Origin of the sequence: Mangrovimonas sp. DI 80, assembly GCF_001975575.1 — a bacterium.
Lineage (GTDB): Bacteria > Bacteroidota > Bacteroidia > Flavobacteriales > Flavobacteriaceae > Mangrovimonas_A > Mangrovimonas_A xylaniphaga.
In genome coordinates this window covers 257,341-275,177 of sequence record NZ_MSDT01000002.1, presented here as the reverse complement: position 1 = coordinate 275,177, position 17,837 = coordinate 257,341, and the positions used below count along the sequence as shown (strand labels likewise).

At 38.2% G+C, this 17,837-nt stretch carries 17 protein-coding genes; 9 read left to right on the top strand and 8 right to left on the bottom strand.

Going from position 1 to position 17,837, the window contains the following annotated elements; all coding sequences use genetic code 11:
* Window positions 1-3: 3 nt before the first annotated feature.
* The 6 genes from BKM32_RS16315 to surE all read right to left on the bottom strand — a co-directional run bounded on the left by BKM32_RS16315 (window position 4) and on the right by surE (window position 4,874).
* A complete protein-coding gene (locus BKM32_RS16315; RefSeq protein ID WP_083702065.1) occupies window positions 4-504 on the bottom strand; it encodes a hypothetical protein in 501 nt (166 codons plus the stop codon).
* Between the two features lie 56 nt (window positions 505-560).
* Complete coding sequence (locus BKM32_RS01860; protein ID WP_083702064.1) at window positions 561-2,042, bottom strand: ComEC/Rec2 family competence protein; 1,482 nt, start codon at window positions 2,040-2,042, stop codon at window positions 561-563.
* Between the two features lie 26 nt (window positions 2,043-2,068).
* Window positions 2,069-2,569 carry a C40 family peptidase gene (locus tag BKM32_RS01855; RefSeq protein WP_076662306.1) on the bottom strand — a complete coding sequence of 167 codons (501 nt, stop codon included), beginning with the start codon at window positions 2,567-2,569 and terminating at the stop codon, window positions 2,069-2,071.
* A gap of 131 nt (window positions 2,570-2,700) precedes the next feature.
* On the bottom strand, window positions 2,701-3,813 hold the full coding sequence (gene lpxB, locus BKM32_RS01850) for a lipid-A-disaccharide synthase (protein ID WP_053976118.1): 1,113 nt from the start codon (window positions 3,811-3,813) through the stop codon (window positions 2,701-2,703).
* Window positions 3,814-3,820: 7 nt separating this feature from the next.
* Window positions 3,821-4,105 carry a hypothetical protein gene (locus tag BKM32_RS01845; protein ID WP_076662305.1) on the bottom strand — a complete coding sequence of 95 codons (285 nt, stop codon included), beginning with the start codon at window positions 4,103-4,105 and terminating at the stop codon, window positions 3,821-3,823.
* Complete coding sequence (gene surE / locus BKM32_RS01840) at window positions 4,098-4,874, bottom strand: 5'/3'-nucleotidase SurE (protein ID WP_076662304.1); 777 nt, start codon at window positions 4,872-4,874, stop codon at window positions 4,098-4,100. Before surE ends, BKM32_RS01845 begins: the two co-directional genes overlap by 8 nt.
* A 156-nt stretch (window positions 4,875-5,030) precedes the next feature.
* Here surE and BKM32_RS01835 point away from each other — a divergent pair, with 156 nt between their 5' ends.
* Window positions 5,031-7,217 carry a carboxy terminal-processing peptidase gene (locus BKM32_RS01835; RefSeq protein WP_076662303.1) on the top strand — a complete coding sequence of 729 codons (2,187 nt, stop codon included), beginning with the start codon at window positions 5,031-5,033 and terminating at the stop codon, window positions 7,215-7,217.
* A 5-nt stretch (window positions 7,218-7,222) separates the two neighbouring features.
* Window positions 7,223-8,317, top strand: coding sequence for an ABC transporter permease (locus tag BKM32_RS01830; RefSeq protein WP_076662302.1), 1,095 nt, complete (start codon window positions 7,223-7,225; stop codon window positions 8,315-8,317).
* Between the two features lie 2 nt (window positions 8,318-8,319).
* On the opposite strand, the gene yihA is transcribed toward BKM32_RS01830, so the two are convergent.
* Complete coding sequence (gene yihA, locus BKM32_RS01825; RefSeq protein WP_076662301.1) at window positions 8,320-8,934, bottom strand: ribosome biogenesis GTP-binding protein YihA/YsxC; 615 nt, start codon at window positions 8,932-8,934, stop codon at window positions 8,320-8,322.
* A 9-nt stretch (window positions 8,935-8,943) separates the two neighbouring features.
* Window positions 8,944-9,708 carry an alpha/beta fold hydrolase gene (locus tag BKM32_RS01820; protein WP_053976113.1) on the bottom strand — a complete coding sequence of 255 codons (765 nt, stop codon included), beginning with the start codon at window positions 9,706-9,708 and terminating at the stop codon, window positions 8,944-8,946.
* Between the two features lie 380 nt (window positions 9,709-10,088).
* On the opposite strand from BKM32_RS01820, the gene mraZ reads away from it, so the two are divergent.
* The 7 genes from mraZ to murD are packed head-to-tail and all read left to right on the top strand — an operon-like array spanning window position 10,089 to window position 17,814.
* The gene (mraZ, locus tag BKM32_RS01815) at window positions 10,089-10,556 is read left to right on the top strand and encodes a division/cell wall cluster transcriptional repressor MraZ (RefSeq protein ID WP_076662300.1); all 468 of its coding nucleotides are present in this window, start codon (window positions 10,089-10,091) and stop codon (window positions 10,554-10,556) included.
* On the top strand, window positions 10,543-11,439 hold the full coding sequence (gene rsmH, locus BKM32_RS01810; protein ID WP_076662299.1) for a 16S rRNA (cytosine(1402)-N(4))-methyltransferase RsmH: 897 nt from the start codon (window positions 10,543-10,545) through the stop codon (window positions 11,437-11,439). Before mraZ ends, rsmH begins: the two co-directional genes overlap by 14 nt.
* On the top strand, window positions 11,436-11,753 hold the full coding sequence (locus BKM32_RS01805) for an FtsL-like putative cell division protein (protein ID WP_076662298.1): 318 nt from the start codon (window positions 11,436-11,438) through the stop codon (window positions 11,751-11,753). The genes rsmH and BKM32_RS01805 overlap by 4 nt, the downstream gene beginning before the upstream one ends.
* Before the next feature lie 58 nt (window positions 11,754-11,811).
* Window positions 11,812-13,767: a penicillin-binding protein gene (locus BKM32_RS01800; RefSeq protein ID WP_076662297.1), complete on the top strand. Its 1,956-nt coding sequence runs from the start codon at window positions 11,812-11,814 to the stop codon at window positions 13,765-13,767.
* Window positions 13,767-15,230: a UDP-N-acetylmuramoyl-L-alanyl-D-glutamate--2,6-diaminopimelate ligase gene (locus BKM32_RS01795; RefSeq protein WP_076662296.1), complete on the top strand. Its 1,464-nt coding sequence runs from the start codon at window positions 13,767-13,769 to the stop codon at window positions 15,228-15,230. The genes BKM32_RS01800 and BKM32_RS01795 overlap by 1 nt, the downstream gene beginning before the upstream one ends.
* 10 nt (window positions 15,231-15,240) lie before the next feature.
* Window positions 15,241-16,482 (top strand): phospho-N-acetylmuramoyl-pentapeptide-transferase, encoded by a 1,242-nt coding sequence (gene mraY, locus BKM32_RS01790; RefSeq protein WP_053976107.1) that lies wholly within the window; start codon window positions 15,241-15,243, stop codon window positions 16,480-16,482.
* On the top strand, window positions 16,483-17,814 hold the full coding sequence (gene murD, locus BKM32_RS01785; RefSeq protein ID WP_076662295.1) for a UDP-N-acetylmuramoyl-L-alanine--D-glutamate ligase: 1,332 nt from the start codon (window positions 16,483-16,485) through the stop codon (window positions 17,812-17,814).
* Window positions 17,815-17,837: the final 23 nt, after the last annotated feature.

Here is a 17,837-nt window from a genome sequence, read left to right as displayed (position 1 = left end):
TATTTAGTCTGTGATTATAAAAGCTCCCTTTTTGCCTGTATGGTGAAAAGGGAGCTTTTCTTTTTGGCAGGTCGCTTCCCAAGTTTCAATGTAAGATTTGTAATTGCTCCCATCTGCAATGATGTATTTAGGATGAATGGAATCGATCAATCGCTTAAGGTTGATTTTTGGCGAATTCCTCAAAAGAATGTAATGCGGTTTGAACTTTGGTACGTTGTAGACTCCCAAACTATCAACTATCAACAAAGGCTTGTCGTTGATCATGTATAGGTCTTTAATAGAAGCTTCTTCAATTTTGGAAACGAAATTTTCAACCGCATAGTTTTGCAATAGTTTTTCTTGTGAAATATTTGTCGGGTCTAGGTTATGGTGTATGCTAGGTTGGTTGATTTTATGGAAACCTAGAATACTGCTTCTACTTTTATGAAAGATTATAAATGCGTCCTTATTTGATTTGTGTTTGTTGTAGATGAATGTTATTTGTAATAAAATTACAGATGCCATTAGCCATGAAATACGCCGCAAACTTTTCTTTCCGAAAAGTCTGACTGTTGATATGATTAATAAGTAAAAAGCAAGAACCATAAAACACTTAAGGGAATGTCTCTGATGATTAAATCTTCTTTATCAGCAGTCCAAGCAATCACAGATTGCATGTATGTTATCAAATAATGGAATGCTTCTGTAAAAAGGCTGTATGAGGTGTTTAAAAGTGATAGAATGATTATTACGATTCCTAGGCTTAGGACGAGTCCTAAAATAGGGATTACTAACAAATTTGACACAAAGAAGAGTAAGGGGAATTGATGGAAGTAGTAGATGCTTAAAGGCAGGACTCCAATTTGAGCAGCTATGGTTACAGTAATTACATTCCAGAGAGATTTGTCAAGTTTAGTTTTTGGTTTGTAAACCTTGTAAAGCAGTGGTTGTATGGAGACAATAGCAATTACGGCTAAATAACTTAGCTGAAAACCAACATCAAAAATGAATAAAGGTTTACAGAGTAGAAGAATGAACACAGAAACGGCAATACTATTGTAGATATTGCTTGGGCGTTTAAGGTTCATACCTATAGCTAGAACACTAAACATTGTCACGGCCCGGGTTACTGAAGCAGAGAGTCCAGTGATGATAACAAAGCCCCAAAGCATGATCAAAATAAGAATGGTTTTATAGAAGCGTCCCTTGGGCAGGTGATCAAAGGGTTTTAAAACAAAATTTAGTATCAAAAGTATGATTCCTATATGTAAACCCGAAATTGCCAAAATATGAATCACTCCCGCATTGCTGAATTGCTCATAAGTTATCGGGTCTATGTTTTGTCGTTGCCCCAACAAAAGAGCGCTTAGTATGGCAAAGTCGTCCTTTTCAAGATGGATGTTATTTAATTTACTTAAGATGTGCTCCCTGATACTTGCGGCATATCCAAGTAAAGTATATGGTTTTGAGTTTAGGGTAAAAATCTCTTGGTTGTTTGTGAATAACTGATGATAAATGTATTGTTTCTCTAAATACGCTGTATAGTCAAATTGATTTGGGTTTAAAGGAGGGATGATGTCTTTTAAAGTTGATTGCGTTACAATAATATCATCAACTTTGAAAGGTGAGGAAAGAGAATCAATCTCAATATTCAATAAGGCTTTTCCTTGAACTGGAATGGAATCAATTTTAATAAGGTTTACAACATATTTGTCATGATACATCCCAGTTTTTAGTTGTTCTCTAACCCTGAGTGTTAACAGGGACGATTTTGTTTCGGTATTTTTTATGTGATGAGAATAGTGCTTTTTGAAATTCTTTTGGTCATGAAGATGGTAGGTAAGAGAGCCTAAAAAGAAAGTCGTTATAAGTACCGTTGCCCCAAACCATATGTTCTGTTGAAATTTAGATTTGGAAATTCGATAGAGTATAAAAAGTAGAAGAAGTCCCAGAAAAGTAGTGCAAGTAGCATTATGAAAAGGGATATGGAGGAAATAGGAAGTTACAATGCCCAAAATAAGGCAAACTGTAAGCTTAATAAGGGTAAAATTTAGTAACTTCATACTGAAAGTTACCAAATTTTAACAAATTATAAGACTCTACGAGCTTGAACAAAAGCATAATACCAATAACGTTCGGCTAAATTTGAAATGATAACCCCTTTACTGGTGCTGGCATGGATGAATTCTACGTAGGCGCCTCTTGCTTCAGTAACCAAAGCAACATGGTTGACTTTTCGGCTGTTTTTACTTGTGGCAAAAAAAAGTAAATCTCCTTTTTGAACTTCTTTTAGATCAATCCAGTCCCCAGTTGTGGCCATCGAACCTGTAGTCCTTGGTAATTGAATATTCTCACTTTGAAAAACAGTAGTTACCAAGCCAGAGCAGTCCATTCCCTTTTTTGTAGTTCCTCCATATTTGTATCTTACGCCATCAAACTGCATGGCGTATTTTACAATTTTATCGGCAGTTTTTGAGTCGGTAGTTTTTGTTGTTTTGGTTGTTTTTGGAGCGCTGTTTTTAGCGCGTTTGGAAGATTTACAACTACTGAAACTGATAAGGAGAATTAATAAAAGGGCAATTTTTTTCATTCAGGGACTTTTAATTTTTTAAAAATATCAATTTCTCCTAAAATGAAAGAGAGTGAAACATAAAATTCTTTTCAAATGAAATTTTTTAGTTTAAATCTTATTCTTTTTTGCTATTGCAAAGATTTCCTGATTTAGGTTATATCCTTAAAAATTAACTCTGCAGTATTTTGACTTGCTCCTTTTCCTCCCAATTTTTTCTCTAGATCGTAATAATCCAAGAAGAATTTTACGCGCTCATAATCATCAAGGATACTGTTCAGTTCATTTTTTAATCGGGTAGAACTAAAATCGTTTTGGATAAGCTCGGTAACCACTTCCTTGTCCATGATCAAGTTAACTAAAGAGATGTATTTGATGTGCTTTACCAAGCGTTTCCCTATTTGGTAGGAAAGCCAACTTCCTTTGTAGCACACCACTTCCGGAACTTTAAACAGTGCTGTTTCTAAAGTGGCAGTGCCTGAAGTTACCAATGCGGCATAGGACACACTGAGTAAATCGTAGGTTTCGTTGCTCACAAAGGCTACATTGGCCTTTTTGATGAAACCTTGATAAAAGCTGCGTTCTTGGCTGGGTGCGCCAGCAATTACAAATTGGTACTCTGGAAAATCATCAACCACACTAAGCATTACCGAAAGCATTTTTTTGATTTCCTGTTTTCTGCTTCCCGGTAGTAAGGCTATAATAGGCTTATCTGTAAGTCCGTGTTCTGCCCTAAAAATATACTCGTCCACCTGTGTGCGATCATTGATGGCGTCAATTAGTGGATGGCCTACAAATTCAACTTTGTATTCATGTTTTTTGTAAAAATCCTTTTCAAAAGGGAGGATGACATACATGTTGTCCACATCGCGTTTGATGGCATGGATTCTATTTTCTTTCCAGGCCCAAATTTGAGGCGAAATGTAGTATTGGGTTCTAATCCCTTTATCTTTTGCCCATTTGGCAATGCGCATGTTGAATCCAGGGTAGTCAATAAAAATGATGGTATCCGGTTGATAGGCTTCAATATCTTTTTTGCAAAAGGACAGGTTGTTGGCAATGGTGCGCAAATTCATTACTACTTCGGCAAAACCCATAAAGGCCAAGTCTTTGTAGTGCTTCACTAAATTACCGCTCACTTGCTGCATTAAATCCCCTCCCCAAAACCTGAATTCGGCATTGACATCCAATTGAGACAATGCTTTCATTAGGTTGGATCCATGAAGATCTCCCGAGGCTTCTCCTGCAATGATGTAGTATTTCATCCTAGAATTACCAAAATTTTAATAAAAATGTAAATACAGCGACAAGTATGGTGGCAAGTAGCACACCTCTTGCTCTGTAATCTTGTTTCTTTTTGATGAAAATAAAAAAGGCAACTAAGTTTAGGATAGCACCTATACTCACTAATTTACTAAAAAAACCTTCAGCCATGGCTTGGTTGATTGTGGTTGTAAAACCTTCTCCGTTTCCAAAAATGTAGACTGCCAATAACAGTCCTAAAAAATTGGCCGCAAATCCAGTTACAAGACCAATGATAACTTCTTTTTTAATCATTAAAATTCCAAGTGTTTAAATTTTGAATACAATGGTGTGCCGTTAAATCAAACTGAACGGGAACTACCGAAACATAACCGTGTTCAAGTGCCCATTCATCCGTGTCTTCACCATGGTCCAAATTTACAAATTTGCCCGTTAACCAATAGTACTCCCTTCCTTGTGGACTGTGACGTTTGTCAAATTCTTCCTCCCAATTGGCTCTGGCTTGTCTACAAACCTTTATGCCCTTGATTTCCTTTTCTGGTAAATTGGGGAGGTTGACATTGAGAACCACGTCTTTAGGGAGTTTTTCTTTCAAAACATTCTCAACAATGGTTTTTATATAACGTTTGGTACCTTCAAAATTGGCATTCCAATTATAGTCCAATAACGAAAACCCAATAGCGGGAATTCCCTCTACACCGGCTTCAATGGCAGCACTCATAGTTCCTGAATAAATCACATTTATGGATGAATTGGAGCCGTGGTTGATGCCCGATACGCAAAGGTCTGGTTTACGCTTTAAAATCTGGCGGTTGGCCAGTTTTACACAATCGGCTGGAGTTCCTGAACAGCTATATTCCGCTTGGGGACCATTGTCAACTACCACTTTTTCAACAAAAATGGTCGAATTCACAGTAATGGCATGTCCCATACCACTTTGCGGGCTGTCTGGGGCTACCACAACTACTTCGCCAATTTCGTTCATAATACTGATTAAAGTTCGTATTCCTGGGGCTGTAATGCCATCGTCGTTAGTGACTAAAATGAGCGGTTTTTTTGTCATGAAAGGTTTACATTTTTTCAAAATACTAAATTACATAAAATCATCTGGAAACTCCCGTAAATTCTGGTTTAACAAAAAATTAGTAGCCTTCGGTTTCTATGGCATAGTTTTTTCTTTTACTTTAGTGAAAAATAAAGTATGCAATTTTATAGAATCATGAGAAGGAATTATAAGCTTTTATTGTTGGTTTTGCTCTTGGCCTTTGCGTCTTGTAGCTTTACAACCAAGACTTTTGACGACCCGAATAAAGATAGATTGCTAGTACAGTTGATTAGTTACGTGTTGGAAAATGGACATTTTCAACCTAAAGATATTAACGATGAATTTTCAGAACAGGTCTTTGAAGATTATCTGAAACAACTAGATCCTTTCAAACGTTATTTTTACGAATCAGACATCAAGGAATTTATGCTTTACAAGGATAAATTGGATGATCAAATCAAGGTGTATGATGTGTCTTTTTTCAATTTGACACATGAGCGTTTATTGCAACGTATCAAAGAATCTGAAGACATTTACAAAGAAGTATTGGCGCAGCCTTTTGATTTTTCTGTCGATGAGGAAATTTCTACAGATTACGATTCCATGCCGTATGTGACTTCCAAAAAGGAAATGAAAGAGCGTTGGAGAAAATTGTTGAAATTTTCAACAATTGCCAACTATGACAATTTGGTTACAGAACAGGAAGGTGGAGCAGTTCATAAAGAATGGGAGACAGACTTCTCAGGAGAAACTGAAAGTGACAAAGATGTTTCGGCTGAGAAAAAGGAAATCAAAACCAAAGCTCAAATGGAGCAAGAGGCTAGAGAAGCAACACTTAGTTCTTTAGATGAACTTCATGAGTTTATCAATGACAGACAACGAGAGGATTGGTTTTCTGTTTACATTAATGCTATTGTTGAAGAGTTTGATCCCCATACGTTCTACTTTGCGCCAGAGGAGAAAGATCGTTTTGACGTTGCCATGTCTGGAAATTTTGAAGGTATTGGAGCTAGATTGCAAAAGAAAATGGATGCCATCATTGTAAATGAAATCATCAGTGGAGGACCTGCATGGAGACAAAATAAGTTGGAAGTAGGAGATCAAATCATGAAAGTAAGACAGGAAGGTGAGAAGGATGCGCTTAGTATTATTGGAATGCGTTTAGACGATGCGATTAAATTTATAAAAGGCCCTAAAGGAACCAAAGTAACCCTTACGCTTAAAAAAGTTGACGGTACCGTTGAAGATATCACCATAACTCGTGATGTGGTAGAAATCGAAGAAACTTATGCTAAGTCTTCTACGGTTGAAAAGGACGGGAAAACTTTTGGGGTAATCAATTTGCCAAAGTTTTATGTTGATTTTGAAGACTACAATAAAAGAAACGCAGCTTCTGATATTAAAAAGGAGGTGATTAGACTGAAAGATGCCGGTGCACAAGGACTTGTGTTGGATTTAAGAAATAACGGAGGTGGTTCTCTACAGACTGTGGTAGATATGGTTGGATTGTTCATTAAGGATGGTCCAGTTGTGCAAGTGAAAACTGCAGGGGAAGAGAAAGAAGTGCTTAATGATAGAGATAAATCTATTGTATGGGATGGCCCATTGGTAGTATTGGTAAATGAGCTTTCAGCGTCTGCTTCCGAGATTTTAGCAGCGGCAATGCAAGATTACAAACGTGCCATCATTATTGGAAGTAAGCAAACTTATGGTAAAGGAACCGTTCAAAATGTATTGGACCTTAACCGTATGGTGAGAAACAGTTCAAGTGGCGATATGGGAGCCTTGAAATTCACGACCCAAAAATTCTATAGAATCAATGGGGGTTCCACGCAATTGGAAGGTGTTAAAAGTGATGTGGTTGTGCCTGACAGATATAGCTATATCAATATAGGAGAGAAAGATCAGGAAAACCCGTTGGCTTGGGATAAGATTGATGCGGTTGATTATGATGTTTGGAAGAATTATTACGATTATGATGTAACCATCAAGCAAAGTAAAGAGCGTATGGCTAACAATGAGCAATTAAAGTTGATTGATGCCAATGCGCAATGGGTGAAGAAAATTAGAGATCAGGAAGTGTACTCGCTTAACTACGATAAGTACAAAGCGGAATTAAAACTTAACGAAGAAGAGGCGAAGCGTTTTGAAAAGATTTCGGATTACAAAACAGATCTTACCTTTAACTCCCTTCCTTATGAGCAAGAACTTATGGCTAAGGATACTGTATTAAAAGAGAAAAGAGAGCGTTGGCATGAAAATTTAAGTCAGGATGTATATATTGAAGAGGCAATTCATGTCTTGAATGACTTGAAAATGACATACGATGTTAAAACCAAAGTTGCGACGGTAAAAGATTAATATAGGTGAGTATACATAATAACTCATTATCTCAATTGGCGCTCCAAAAGTTCAAAAGTAACTTTTGGGGCGTTTTAAGTTTGGGTGTGGTCATTATAATAGGACTTATTGCTGTGTTTGCCTATGTGTTGGCGCCTGATGATAGTCAAAGTGCCAATCAGATGCATTTGGCTATTCATTCTAAGAAGCCTGGATTCAAGGTGACCATGCTTACCATTCCTTCGGAAGTCCAATCCAATCAGTCTTGGTTTTCTAAAGCGTTTTTCGGAGTGCAAAATGCCGATTCTGAAATCCCGATTTCAGCTTACGAAGTCGTCGATGACCGTTTGGTATATACCGAATACGCTTCGGATGGGCTTGAAGGCATCGTTAAAGAAATTCCGTTGAATAAATTTCCCGCCAATGAATATCTCCATTATATAAAGGAGCGCCGTTTTCTTTTCGGAACCGATAAATATGGAAGGGATTTGTTGAGTAGAATTTTAATAGGTTCTCGTATTTCATTTTTTATAGGCTTTGTAGCGGTATTTATTTCTTTGATTATTGGAATTTTCATGGGAAGTATTGCTGGTTATTTTGGAGGGAAAATAGACGCTGTAATTATGTGGCTCATAAATGTTACTTGGTCTATCCCAACGTTACTTTTAGTAATCGCGATTACCTTGACCTTGGGGAAGGGCTTTTGGCAAGTGTTTATTGCGGTTGGATTGACCATGTGGGTAGAAGTGGCTCGTGTGGTAAGGGGACAGGTGATAGGTGTGAAGGAAATGCAATATGTAACAGCGGCAAGAGCTTTAGGTTATACCGATTTTAGAATCATTTCCAGACATATCTTGCCTAATATCATGGCGCCAATTATCGTGATTTCTGCAGCTAACTTTGCAGCGGCTATATTAATTGAGAGTGGTTTGAGCTTTTTGGGAATTGGTGCGCAACCGCCTATGCCTAGTTGGGGAGGCATGATTAAGGACCATTACAATTATATTATTCTAGGAAAGCCATATTTGGCCTTGATCCCAGGAGTGTGCATCATGATTTTGGTAATGGCATTTATGCTTATTGGGAATGCCTTCAGAGATGCCTTGGATGTAAAAAGCTAGTATTATTGGTTTTTTAAATTATTGATTTCTGTATTGGTCTCTTGAATAAAATTTAAGAGTTCGTCACGACCAATAGTTTTGCTGGAGGATGTAATGAAATAAGGAGGCATTTCTTCCCAAACTTTGAGCATTTCTTTAGTGTATGCTTCAACGTTTCTTTCAATGGCCATTGGCTTAAGCTTGTCGGCTTTTGTGAAGATAATAGAAAATGGAATGCTATTTTCTCCCAAGTACTCCATGAACTCCATATCAATTTTCTGGGGTTCATGACGAATGTCTACCAGTACAAATGCCGATACCAATTGTTGACGTTGCTCGAAATAGTTGGTAATAAACTTTTGAAATTTTTTCTTAGCTGTTTTGGAGACTCTAGCGTAACCGTAACCAGGTAAATCTACCAAAAACCAATTCTTGTTGATCAAAAAGTGATTGATCAATTGTGTTTTTCCAGGTCTTCCAGAAGTCTTTGCGAGACTTTTATGGTTGGTAAGCATGTTGATCAAAGAAGATTTTCCAACATTACTTCTTCCAATAAAAGCGTATTCTGGAATAGGGTCCTTCGGACATTTGGAAACGTCGGAATTACTGATTATAAATTCAGCGGTTTTGATTAACATTACTTCTTTTTAAAAATTTCTTTCAGTAAGCCATTTGTCTAAAATGGCATTGAATTCAGTTGGATGCTCCATCATAGCGGCGTGGCCACATTTGTCAATCCAATATAGGGTAGAGTCGGGTAGGAGGGAGTGAAATTCCTCTGCAACTTCAGGAGGAGTAACCGTATCGTTTTTTCCCCAAATAATGCAAGTAGGTGTTTCCATGTATGGTAGGTCTTTAGCCATATTGTGTCTGATGGCACTTTTGGCAATGGCTAAAGTTTTTACCAGCTTATTTCTGTCGTTTACCGTTTCGTAAACTTCATCAACAATTTCTTTAGTAGCAACTTCTGGATCGTAAAATACATCCTGTGCTTTTTTCTTGATTACTTCGTAGTCACTTCGCTTGGTATAACCACTTCCCATGGCGCTTTCGTAAAGTCCAGAACTTCCTGTGATGATAAGTGCTTTTACTTTTTCAGGGAAAAGTTTGGTGTGGTATAACCCAATATGGCCTCCTAGGGAGTTGCCTAGCAAAATCACTTCGTCAAGTTGTTTGTGTGCTATAAAATCATGTAGATACTTTGCAAAACTCTTAACATTGGTTTTAAGTAAAGACATGGTGTAAATTGGTAGCTCGGGGATGATGACCTTGTAGCCTTTGTTGCTAAAATGGCGGGTAACAGCGTCAAAATTGCTAAGTCCACCCATTAACCCGTGTAAAACAACTATAGGCTTTCCTTCTCCAACTTCAATGTAATTATAGTTTTTCTCTGTTTTTAAAAGGTGCTTCATGTATATAGGTTAGTCATCTTCATCAAAAGCAAATATAGGTATTTATCTGATTATTCGTACTGTTTTTTGATTATGAAATCCTGTAAAATTCAATTACGGTTTTCTCTGTTTTTTTGCGGTTGGAATATAGGGATGTATGGAGGTTGAAGTGGAGAAAAATGGTGTTTTATTGTTAACATTTTAGGGCTGTCGAAAGTCAAATGTTATGAACAATTCAAGGGCTTGAAGCTAAAATATTTAGCTGTTTTACCTGTCTGCGCTTTGACGGTTAAATGCTTCATAATATAGAAATTATTAACAAAAGTGGTAGAATGTGGTAAAATGTGGTAAATTTTTCAATATATTTGAATTGTTATCGTTTGCAGTATAAGCCGGTCGTTTTGAATTCATTAATAGGAACATACGAATGTAAAGTTGATGCCAAAGGTAGGCTTATGTTGCCTTCTGCGCTGAAAAAGCAGCTTTCTCCATTGTCTCAGGACGGTTTCGTGCTTAAGCGAGCGGTATTCGATTCTTGCTTGGAATTGTATCCAATGTCGGAATGGGAAGCGCTTATGCAAAAGGTAGGCAAACTTAACAGGTTTAAGAAAAAGACCAACGATTTTATTAGACGTTTTACGGCGGGTGTGAAAGTAGTTGAGGTGGATGCTGCGGGCCGCTTGCTTATTCCGAAGGATTTAATTGTGTTCTCAGGTATCTCTAAAGAGGTGGTTCTGTCTTCGTCAATTAATATCATTGAAATTTGGGATAAGGATAAGTATGAACAATCTATAAACGAAGCGGCTGATGATTTTGCGGATTTGGCTGAAGAGGTAATGGGACAAGATGACGAGTATGGAATATCATAATCCGGTATTGTTAAAGGAAACTGTTGATGGCTTAAATATTAAGCCTGATGGTGTATATGTGGATGTAACCTTTGGCGGAGGAGGGCATAGTAGGGAGATTTTGAGTCGTTTGGGGCCGGACGGGAAGTTGTTTGCTTTTGATCAGGATCAGGACGCTTTGGCGAATGCTGTTGATGATCCTCGGTTTACGTTGATAAATGAGAATTTTAGATTCATCAAGCGTTTTTTAAGGTTTTACGGCGTGAAGGAAGTAGATGGTGTTTTGGCAGATTTTGGAGTGTCTTCTCATCAATTTGATGTGGCGGAACGCGGGTTTTCTACACGTTTTGAAGCGGACCTTGATATGCGCATGAACCAAAAGGGAGTGCTTTCGGCATATAATGTGGTGAATGATTATGAGGAGGAAGAAATAAAGAATGTGCTTCTTCAGTACGGGGAGTTGCGTCAAGCGCCTGCAATGGCAAGAGTCATTGTGGAGGCGAGAAAAAGTGAGCCTATAAAAACAAGTGAGCAACTAAAAGAAGTGTTGAAGCGTTTCTTGGGGCATAAAAATGAGAATAAAATGTTGGCTCAAATTTATCAGGCCATTCGTATTGAGGTGAACCAAGAGATTGAAGTGTTGAAGGAATTGTTGTTGCAAATGCCTGAGCTGTTAAAACAAGGTGGGCGTTTGAGTTTTATATCCTATCATTCTTTGGAAGATAGGTTGGTGAAGCGATTTATAAGAAATGGACTTTTTGAAGGAGAGCCAGAGCGTGATATGTTTGGGAATTTTGAAGTCCCATTAAAAAAAGTAGGCGGGTTGATTGTACCAACGAAAGCAGAGATAGCTCAGAATAGTAGGGCCAGGAGTGCTAAATTAAGAATTGCGGAGAAACTATGAAGAACAACGTTTATAGTATTCTGAAAGGGAAGTTTTTGGTGAGTGATGATTCTTTTAAAAATTGGAGAGTTATCATTTTTATTTCTGTCTTGGCGCTAGTTATGATTGCAAGTTCTCACAGTGCCGATAAGAAAGTGCATGAGATTGCGCGTTTGAATAATGAGGTAAAGGAATTGCGCTCGGCATTTGTAGATGGGCGTTCGCAATTAATGAGATTGAAGATGGAATCTTCCATAGTAAAGGAAATGGCAATAAAAGGAGTGGTGCCTTCAGAAATCCCTCCAAGAAAAATAAAAGTAAAATCGCAGGAATAGTTTAGTGGCAGTGACGGAAAAGAACATATTGAACAGATTGTATTTTGTGGCGGGGACCATGTTTGTCTTTGTGCTTGCCGTGGTGTTCAAACTGTTTGTGATTCAGTTTGTCCAAGGGGAGAAGTACCGTGATTTGGCAGAAAAGCGAACCGTAAAGAATGTTGAAATTCCAGCAAACAGGGGTAATGTATATTCTGCAGATGGTAGTTTGTTGGCAACCTCAATTCCTAAGTACGATATTAGGTTTGATGCCTTGACGCCATCAGCGCGTACGTTTGAAAAGTATTTGATTCCGCTTTGTGATTCCTTGGCAAAATATTCGGGGAAACCTTCGGCCTTGTATCAAAACTCATTAAGGAAGGCGCGAGCCAATAAAAATCGCTACTATTTAATAGCTCGAAATATTAGTTACTCCAATTATACCAGAATTAGGAATTTTCCAATGTTAAATCTTGGAGCTTATAAAGGAGGATTGATCGTAGAGCAAACTACACGTCGCGAGCACCCAATGGGTGCTATTGCACATCGTTCTATTGGGTATGAAAAAGTTGATAGTGACGGGAACGTAACGAGAGCGGGGATAGATGGAGCGTACGGGGAAGAGTATCTAAGTGGTGTTAACGGTCACAGACTTAAACAAAAAATTGGCAACGGACAATGGAAGCCTATTGCTGATTATAATGAGGTGGAGCCTCAGGACGGTTATGATGTGTATACAACTATAGATGTGAATATACAGGATATTGCACATCATGCCTTATTGGAGCAATTGGAAAAATATAAGGCAGATCATGGTTGTGTCGTAGTGATGGAGACTAAAACGGGAGAGGTGAAAGCTATTGCTAATCTTGGAAGAAATCCAGAGGGATATTATTATGAGCGTAGGAACTATGCGGTTTGGGAATCGCATGAACCGGGGTCTACTTTTAAATTGATGGCGGTTACGGCGGCTTTAGAGGATAAGGTGATTGATACTAGTGATGTGGTGGATACTCAAAACGGTGTGTTGTCATTTTATGGGAAAAAGGTGAGGGATTCTAAAAGAGGGGGCTATGGGAAAATCTCTATAGCGAAAGCTTTTGAGGTCTCTTCCAATACGGGAATTGTGTCGGCAATCGATAAGCATTATCGTAAGAATCCTAAGAAGTTTGTGGAGCGTCTTTATAGTATGAATCTGAACCAAAAGCTAGGGTTGCCCATTTCCATTTCGGGGGAAGGTGAGCCTGTTATTCCGCATCCGGATGACAAGAATAGATGGAGTGGAATTGCTTTGCAATGGATGGCTTATGGATATGGGGTGTCGTTTACGCCTTTACAGACATTGACATTTTATAATGCCATTGCTAATGGAGGGGAAATGGTGAGGCCTCAGTTTTTGAAGGAAGTGAGAGAGTTTGATAAAACCATCGTTCCTTTTAAGAAGGAGGTAATTAATCCTCAAATATGTTCTGAAGAAACAGTGGCTAAGGTGACTCAGTTGTTGAAGAATGTAGTAGAAAAAAGACATGGTACAGGACATGGATTGTATTCTCCAAATTTTTCCATGGCTGGAAAAACGGGGACGTGTCAGAAGGATTATAGAAATAAAGAGAAGCTGAATTATATATCTTCTTTTGCTGGTTTTTTTCCTGCAGAGAATCCGAAGTATTCATGCATTGTGGTGATTCATGAGCCAGATAAAAGCGTAGGGTACTATGGGGCAGATGTTTCTGGTCCGGTGTTTAAAAAGATTGCACAGAAAATCTTTACCGATACGCCTTTGATAGATGAAGTTGAGCAATTGGAGTTTGCCGATGCAAAGGCTGAAAAGGATTTTGAAACGTACTATGAAGTAGCTAAAACCTATAAAACAATCATGCCAAATGTGGTAGGGATGCCGGTCATGGATGCCATGGCACTTTTGGAAAATATGGGATTAAAAGTGAAGGTTGACGGTGTTGGGGATGTGAGAAAACAGTCAATTAATAAGGGTGTGAAAATAGCACCTAACCAAACGGTCGTATTGAATATTTAATGATAGAGCTAAAGGACATATTATATAAAGTGACCATAAACGCAGTGGTAGGAAGTACTACGGTGGAGGTGGCTGAAATTCATTTTGATTCTCGTAAAATCAAGAAGAATGATGTGTTTGTAGCTATCAAGGGGACCGTAGTTGACGGTCATGAGTTTATTGAAAAGGCAATTAATGATGGTGCGGTAGCGGTTGTTTGTGAGGCCTTGCCAAAGGAGTTGAAGGAGAGTGTTACTTATATAGAAGTCGAAAATGCCAATAAAGCTTTGGCTTTTATGGCGGCCAATTATTACGGTAATCCATCCGAAAATTTGAAGTTGGTTGGGGTAACAGGAACTAACGGAAAGACTACCGTGTCTACCTTATTGTATCAGTTATTCAAAAAGGCAGGCTTTAAAGTGGGTTTATTGTCTACAGTGAAAATTTTGGTGGATGATAAGGAATATAAGGCGACCCATACAACACCTGATTCTCTGACTATCAACAAGTATTTGAAGGAGATGAATGAGGAAGGTGTGGAGTTTTGTTTTATGGAGGTGAGCTCTCATGGAATCCATCAAAGCAGGACGGTAGGGCTTCATTTCTTAGGGGGGATTTTTACAAATCTTACCCATGATCATTTAGACTACCATAAAACATTTGCTGAATATCGCGATGTAAAAAAAATGTTCTTCGATCAGTTGCCAAAAACGGCCTTTGCCTTGGTGAATATTGACGATAAAAATGGCTTGGTAATGTTGCAGAATACCCAAGCTAAAAAATATACATACGCTCTAAAATCGTATGCTGATTTTAAAGCGAAAATATTGGAAAACCAATTTGGAGGTTTGTTGTTGAAACTGGATGACAATGAAGTGTGGACACGTTTGATTGGGAATTTCAATGCCTATAATATTTTGGCTATTTACGGAACTGCCAAACTTTTGGGATTGGAAACGGTTGAGGTGCTTCAGTTGGTGAGTCAGTTGGAGAGTGTTAGTGGACGTTTCCAATATTTTGTTTCCGAAGATAAAATCACGGCTATTGTAGATTATGCGCATACGCCTGATGCCTTGAAAAATGTGTTGGAAACCATCAATAGTATCAGAACCAAGAATGAAGAGTTGATTACGGTTGTGGGCTGTGGTGGCGATAGGGATAAAACCAAGCGTCCTAAAATGGGACATATTGCTTCGGCTTTAAGTACCAAGGTCATTTTTACAAGTGACAACCCTAGAAGTGAGGTGCCAGAAACCATTATCGAGGAGATTGAAAAAGGTGTGGAGCCGCAAAATTTCAAAAAAACCCTGTCTGTTGTAGATAGAAAACAAGCCATAAAAGCAGCATGTCAAATGGCGCAGCCCAACGATATCATCTTGGTAGCTGGAAAAGGGCATGAAACCTATCAGGAAATCAAAGGCGAGCGCTTTGATTTTGATGATTACGAAATAGTGAAGGATTTTTTAAAACAGTTGAAAAAATAAGAAGTTACCAATGTTGTATTACCTATTCGAATATTTAGAAAAAGAATTCCAGTTTCCTGGGGCATCACTCTTTGGGTATTTAACATTCAGGGCAGCTATAGCTATTATTTTGTCTCTGTTGATTTCTACCATTTATGGAAAGCGCATTATCAATTTCCTTCGTAGACAGCAGGTAGGTGAAACCATTAGGGATCTAGGTCTAGAAGGGCAAGTTGAAAAGGCGGGAACACCAACTATGGGGGGAATCATTATCATTATGGCGACTTTGATTCCAGTGCTCTTACTGGCCAAGTTGGATAACGTTTACATTTTGTTGTTGATCGTCACCACGGTTTGGATGGGAACAATAGGGTTTATTGATGATTATATCAAGAAATTCAAAAACGATAAAGAAGGGTTAAAAGGCCGTTTTAAAGTGTTGGGGCAAGTGGGTCTTGGGATTATTGTAGGAACCACGCTTTACTTTAATGACCATGTTACTATTAAGGAGAAATTGCCGGTTGCTCAACAACAGGAAATTTTGATGGAAGATCCAAATGTGCTGCCTTCAAAATTATTTCAGGAAGAAGAGAAATCAACTAAAACTACGATTCCTTTTGTGAAGGGTAACGAGTTTGATTATGCCGATTTGATTACTTGGATCCACCCAGATTTAAAGCAATACGCTTGGATAGTGTTTGTAATCGTAGCCATTTTTATCATTACAGCAGTATCCAATGGTGCTAACCTTACAGATGGGATTGATGGTTTGGCAGCGGGAACTTCGGCCATCATAGTGCTCACTTTGGGAATTTTTGCATGGGTGTCGGGTAACATTATTTTCTCCGATTATCTCAATATAATGTATATCCCAAGAGTAGAAGAAATCACTATTTACATTACAGCATTTGTTGGAGCGTTAATTGGTTTCTTGTGGTACAACACCTATCCAGCACAAGTGTTTATGGGGGATACCGGTAGTTTAACCATTGGAGGAATTATAGCTGTGATTGCAATTGCAGTAAGAAAGGAGTGGTTGATTCCTGTGTTGTGTGGAATTTTCCTTGCTGAAAATTTATCTGTGGTATTGCAGGTAAGTTATTTCAAATATACCAAGAAGAAATTTGGTGAAGGTCGACGCATTTTTAAGATGTCGCCTTTACATCACCACTATCAAAAGTCAGGATATCATGAAAGTAAGATTGTAACCCGATTTTGGATTGTGGGAATATTGTTGGCCATTCTGTCCATAGTGACCTTGAAAATTAGATAGATGAAACGATTGGTCATTCTTGGAGGCGGCGAAAGTGGCGTAGGGACGGCACTTTTAGGGAAAGCGAAAGGTTTTGAAGTATTTGTTTCCGATAAGGGAAAAATAAAAGAAAAATATAAACAGGTTCTTATACATCATGAGATTGATTGGGAGGAAGAGCAGCACACCGAGGCTAAGATTCTCAATGCAGACCTAGTAATGAAAAGTCCAGGTATTCCTAATAAAGTGAATTTGGTAGGACGATTAATAGCAGCCAGCGTTCCCGTGATTTCGGAAATAGAATTTGCATCAAGATATACGGATGCAACTATTGTCGGAATCACAGGGAGTAATGGTAAAACAACCACCGCGTCGTTAACCCATCACATTCTCAAACAGGAACTGGAAATAGGATTGGCAGGAAACATAGGTGATAGTTTTGCAAAACAGATTTTGGAAAAAAACTATCCAAACTATGTTTTGGAGATTAGTAGTTTTCAACTGGACGATATCGTGGATTTCAAACCGCATATTGCCGTGATCACCAACATTACACCTGATCATTTGGATAGATACGATTATAAGTTTGAAAATTATATCGCTTCCAAATTTAGGATTGTCATGAATCAGACCAAGGACGATTACTTAATCTACGACGCCGATGATGAAGTAATCAATGAATGGTTGGAGAAGCATCCTGTTCAATCAAGATTATTGCCGTTTTCTTTGACGAAGACTCTAGAGAATGGCGCCTATTTAGACAATGAAAATATTATAATAACAATTGATAACAACCCTATTATTATGCCTACAAAAAGTATAGCGCTGGAAGGTAAACACAATGTGAAAAATGCCATGGCGGCATCAACAGTAGCACATTTATTAAGAATTAGAAAACAAACGGTACGTGAAAGTTTGGAGAACTTCCAAGGTGTAGAACATCGTTTGGAGAATGTGCTTAAGATAAATAAGGTGCAATACATCAATGACTCTAAAGCGACCAATGTAAACGCTACCTACTTTGCTCTAGAAAGCATGGATGCGCCTACGGTATGGATTGTTGGAGGTGAAGATAAAGGGAATAATTACAATGAGTTGTATCGTTTTGTAAACGAAAGGGTAAAAGCTATCATTTGTTTGGGGGTTGATAATCAAAAGTTATTGGATAGTTTTTCGGGGATGGTTGATGTTATTGTAGAAACTCAAAGTATGACCGAAGCGGTTAAAATGGCCTACAAATTGGCTGAAGCTGGAGATAATGTATTGTTGTCGCCTGCTTGCGCTAGTTTCGATTTGTTCGAAAACTACGAAGACAGAGGGCGTCAATTTAAAGAGGCAGTAAGAAATTTATAGAATAAAGAATAAAAAGTAGCAGT

What these genes read in the sequence shown, in the direction of transcription:
- BKM32_RS01835 (WP_076662303.1), top strand. Translation starts at nt 5,031, where the DNA reads ATGAGAAGGAATTATAAGCTTTTATTGTTGGTTTTGCTCTTGGCCTTT.
- BKM32_RS01795 (WP_076662296.1), top strand. Translation starts at nt 13,767, where the DNA reads ATGATAGAGCTAAAGGACATATTATATAAAGTGACCATAAACGCAGTG.
- BKM32_RS01845 (WP_076662305.1), bottom strand. Translation starts at nt 4,105, where the DNA reads ATGATTAAAAAAGAAGTTATCATTGGTCTTGTAACTGGATTTGCGGCC.
- BKM32_RS01800 (WP_076662297.1), top strand. Translation starts at nt 11,812, where the DNA reads ATGTTTGTCTTTGTGCTTGCCGTGGTGTTCAAACTGTTTGTGATTCAG.
- lpxB (WP_053976118.1), bottom strand. Translation starts at nt 3,813, where the DNA reads ATGAAATACTACATCATTGCAGGAGAAGCCTCGGGAGATCTTCATGGA.
- mraY (WP_053976107.1), top strand. Translation starts at nt 15,241, where the DNA reads ATGTTGTATTACCTATTCGAATATTTAGAAAAAGAATTCCAGTTTCCT.
- BKM32_RS01805 (WP_076662298.1), top strand. Translation starts at nt 11,436, where the DNA reads ATGAAGAACAACGTTTATAGTATTCTGAAAGGGAAGTTTTTGGTGAGT.
- surE (WP_076662304.1), bottom strand. Translation starts at nt 4,874, where the DNA reads ATGACAAAAAAACCGCTCATTTTAGTCACTAACGACGATGGCATTACA.
- yihA (WP_076662301.1), bottom strand. Translation starts at nt 8,934, where the DNA reads ATGTTAATCAAAACCGCTGAATTTATAATCAGTAATTCCGACGTTTCC.
- murD (WP_076662295.1), top strand. Translation starts at nt 16,483, where the DNA reads ATGAAACGATTGGTCATTCTTGGAGGCGGCGAAAGTGGCGTAGGGACG.
- BKM32_RS16315 (WP_083702065.1), bottom strand. Translation starts at nt 504, where the DNA reads ATGGCATCTGTAATTTTATTACAAATAACATTCATCTACAACAAACAC.
- BKM32_RS01855 (WP_076662306.1), bottom strand. Translation starts at nt 2,569, where the DNA reads ATGAAAAAAATTGCCCTTTTATTAATTCTCCTTATCAGTTTCAGTAGT.
- rsmH (WP_076662299.1), top strand. Translation starts at nt 10,543, where the DNA reads ATGGAATATCATAATCCGGTATTGTTAAAGGAAACTGTTGATGGCTTA.
- BKM32_RS01820 (WP_053976113.1), bottom strand. Translation starts at nt 9,708, where the DNA reads ATGAAGCACCTTTTAAAAACAGAGAAAAACTATAATTACATTGAAGTT.
- BKM32_RS01860 (WP_083702064.1), bottom strand. Translation starts at nt 2,042, where the DNA reads ATGAAGTTACTAAATTTTACCCTTATTAAGCTTACAGTTTGCCTTATT.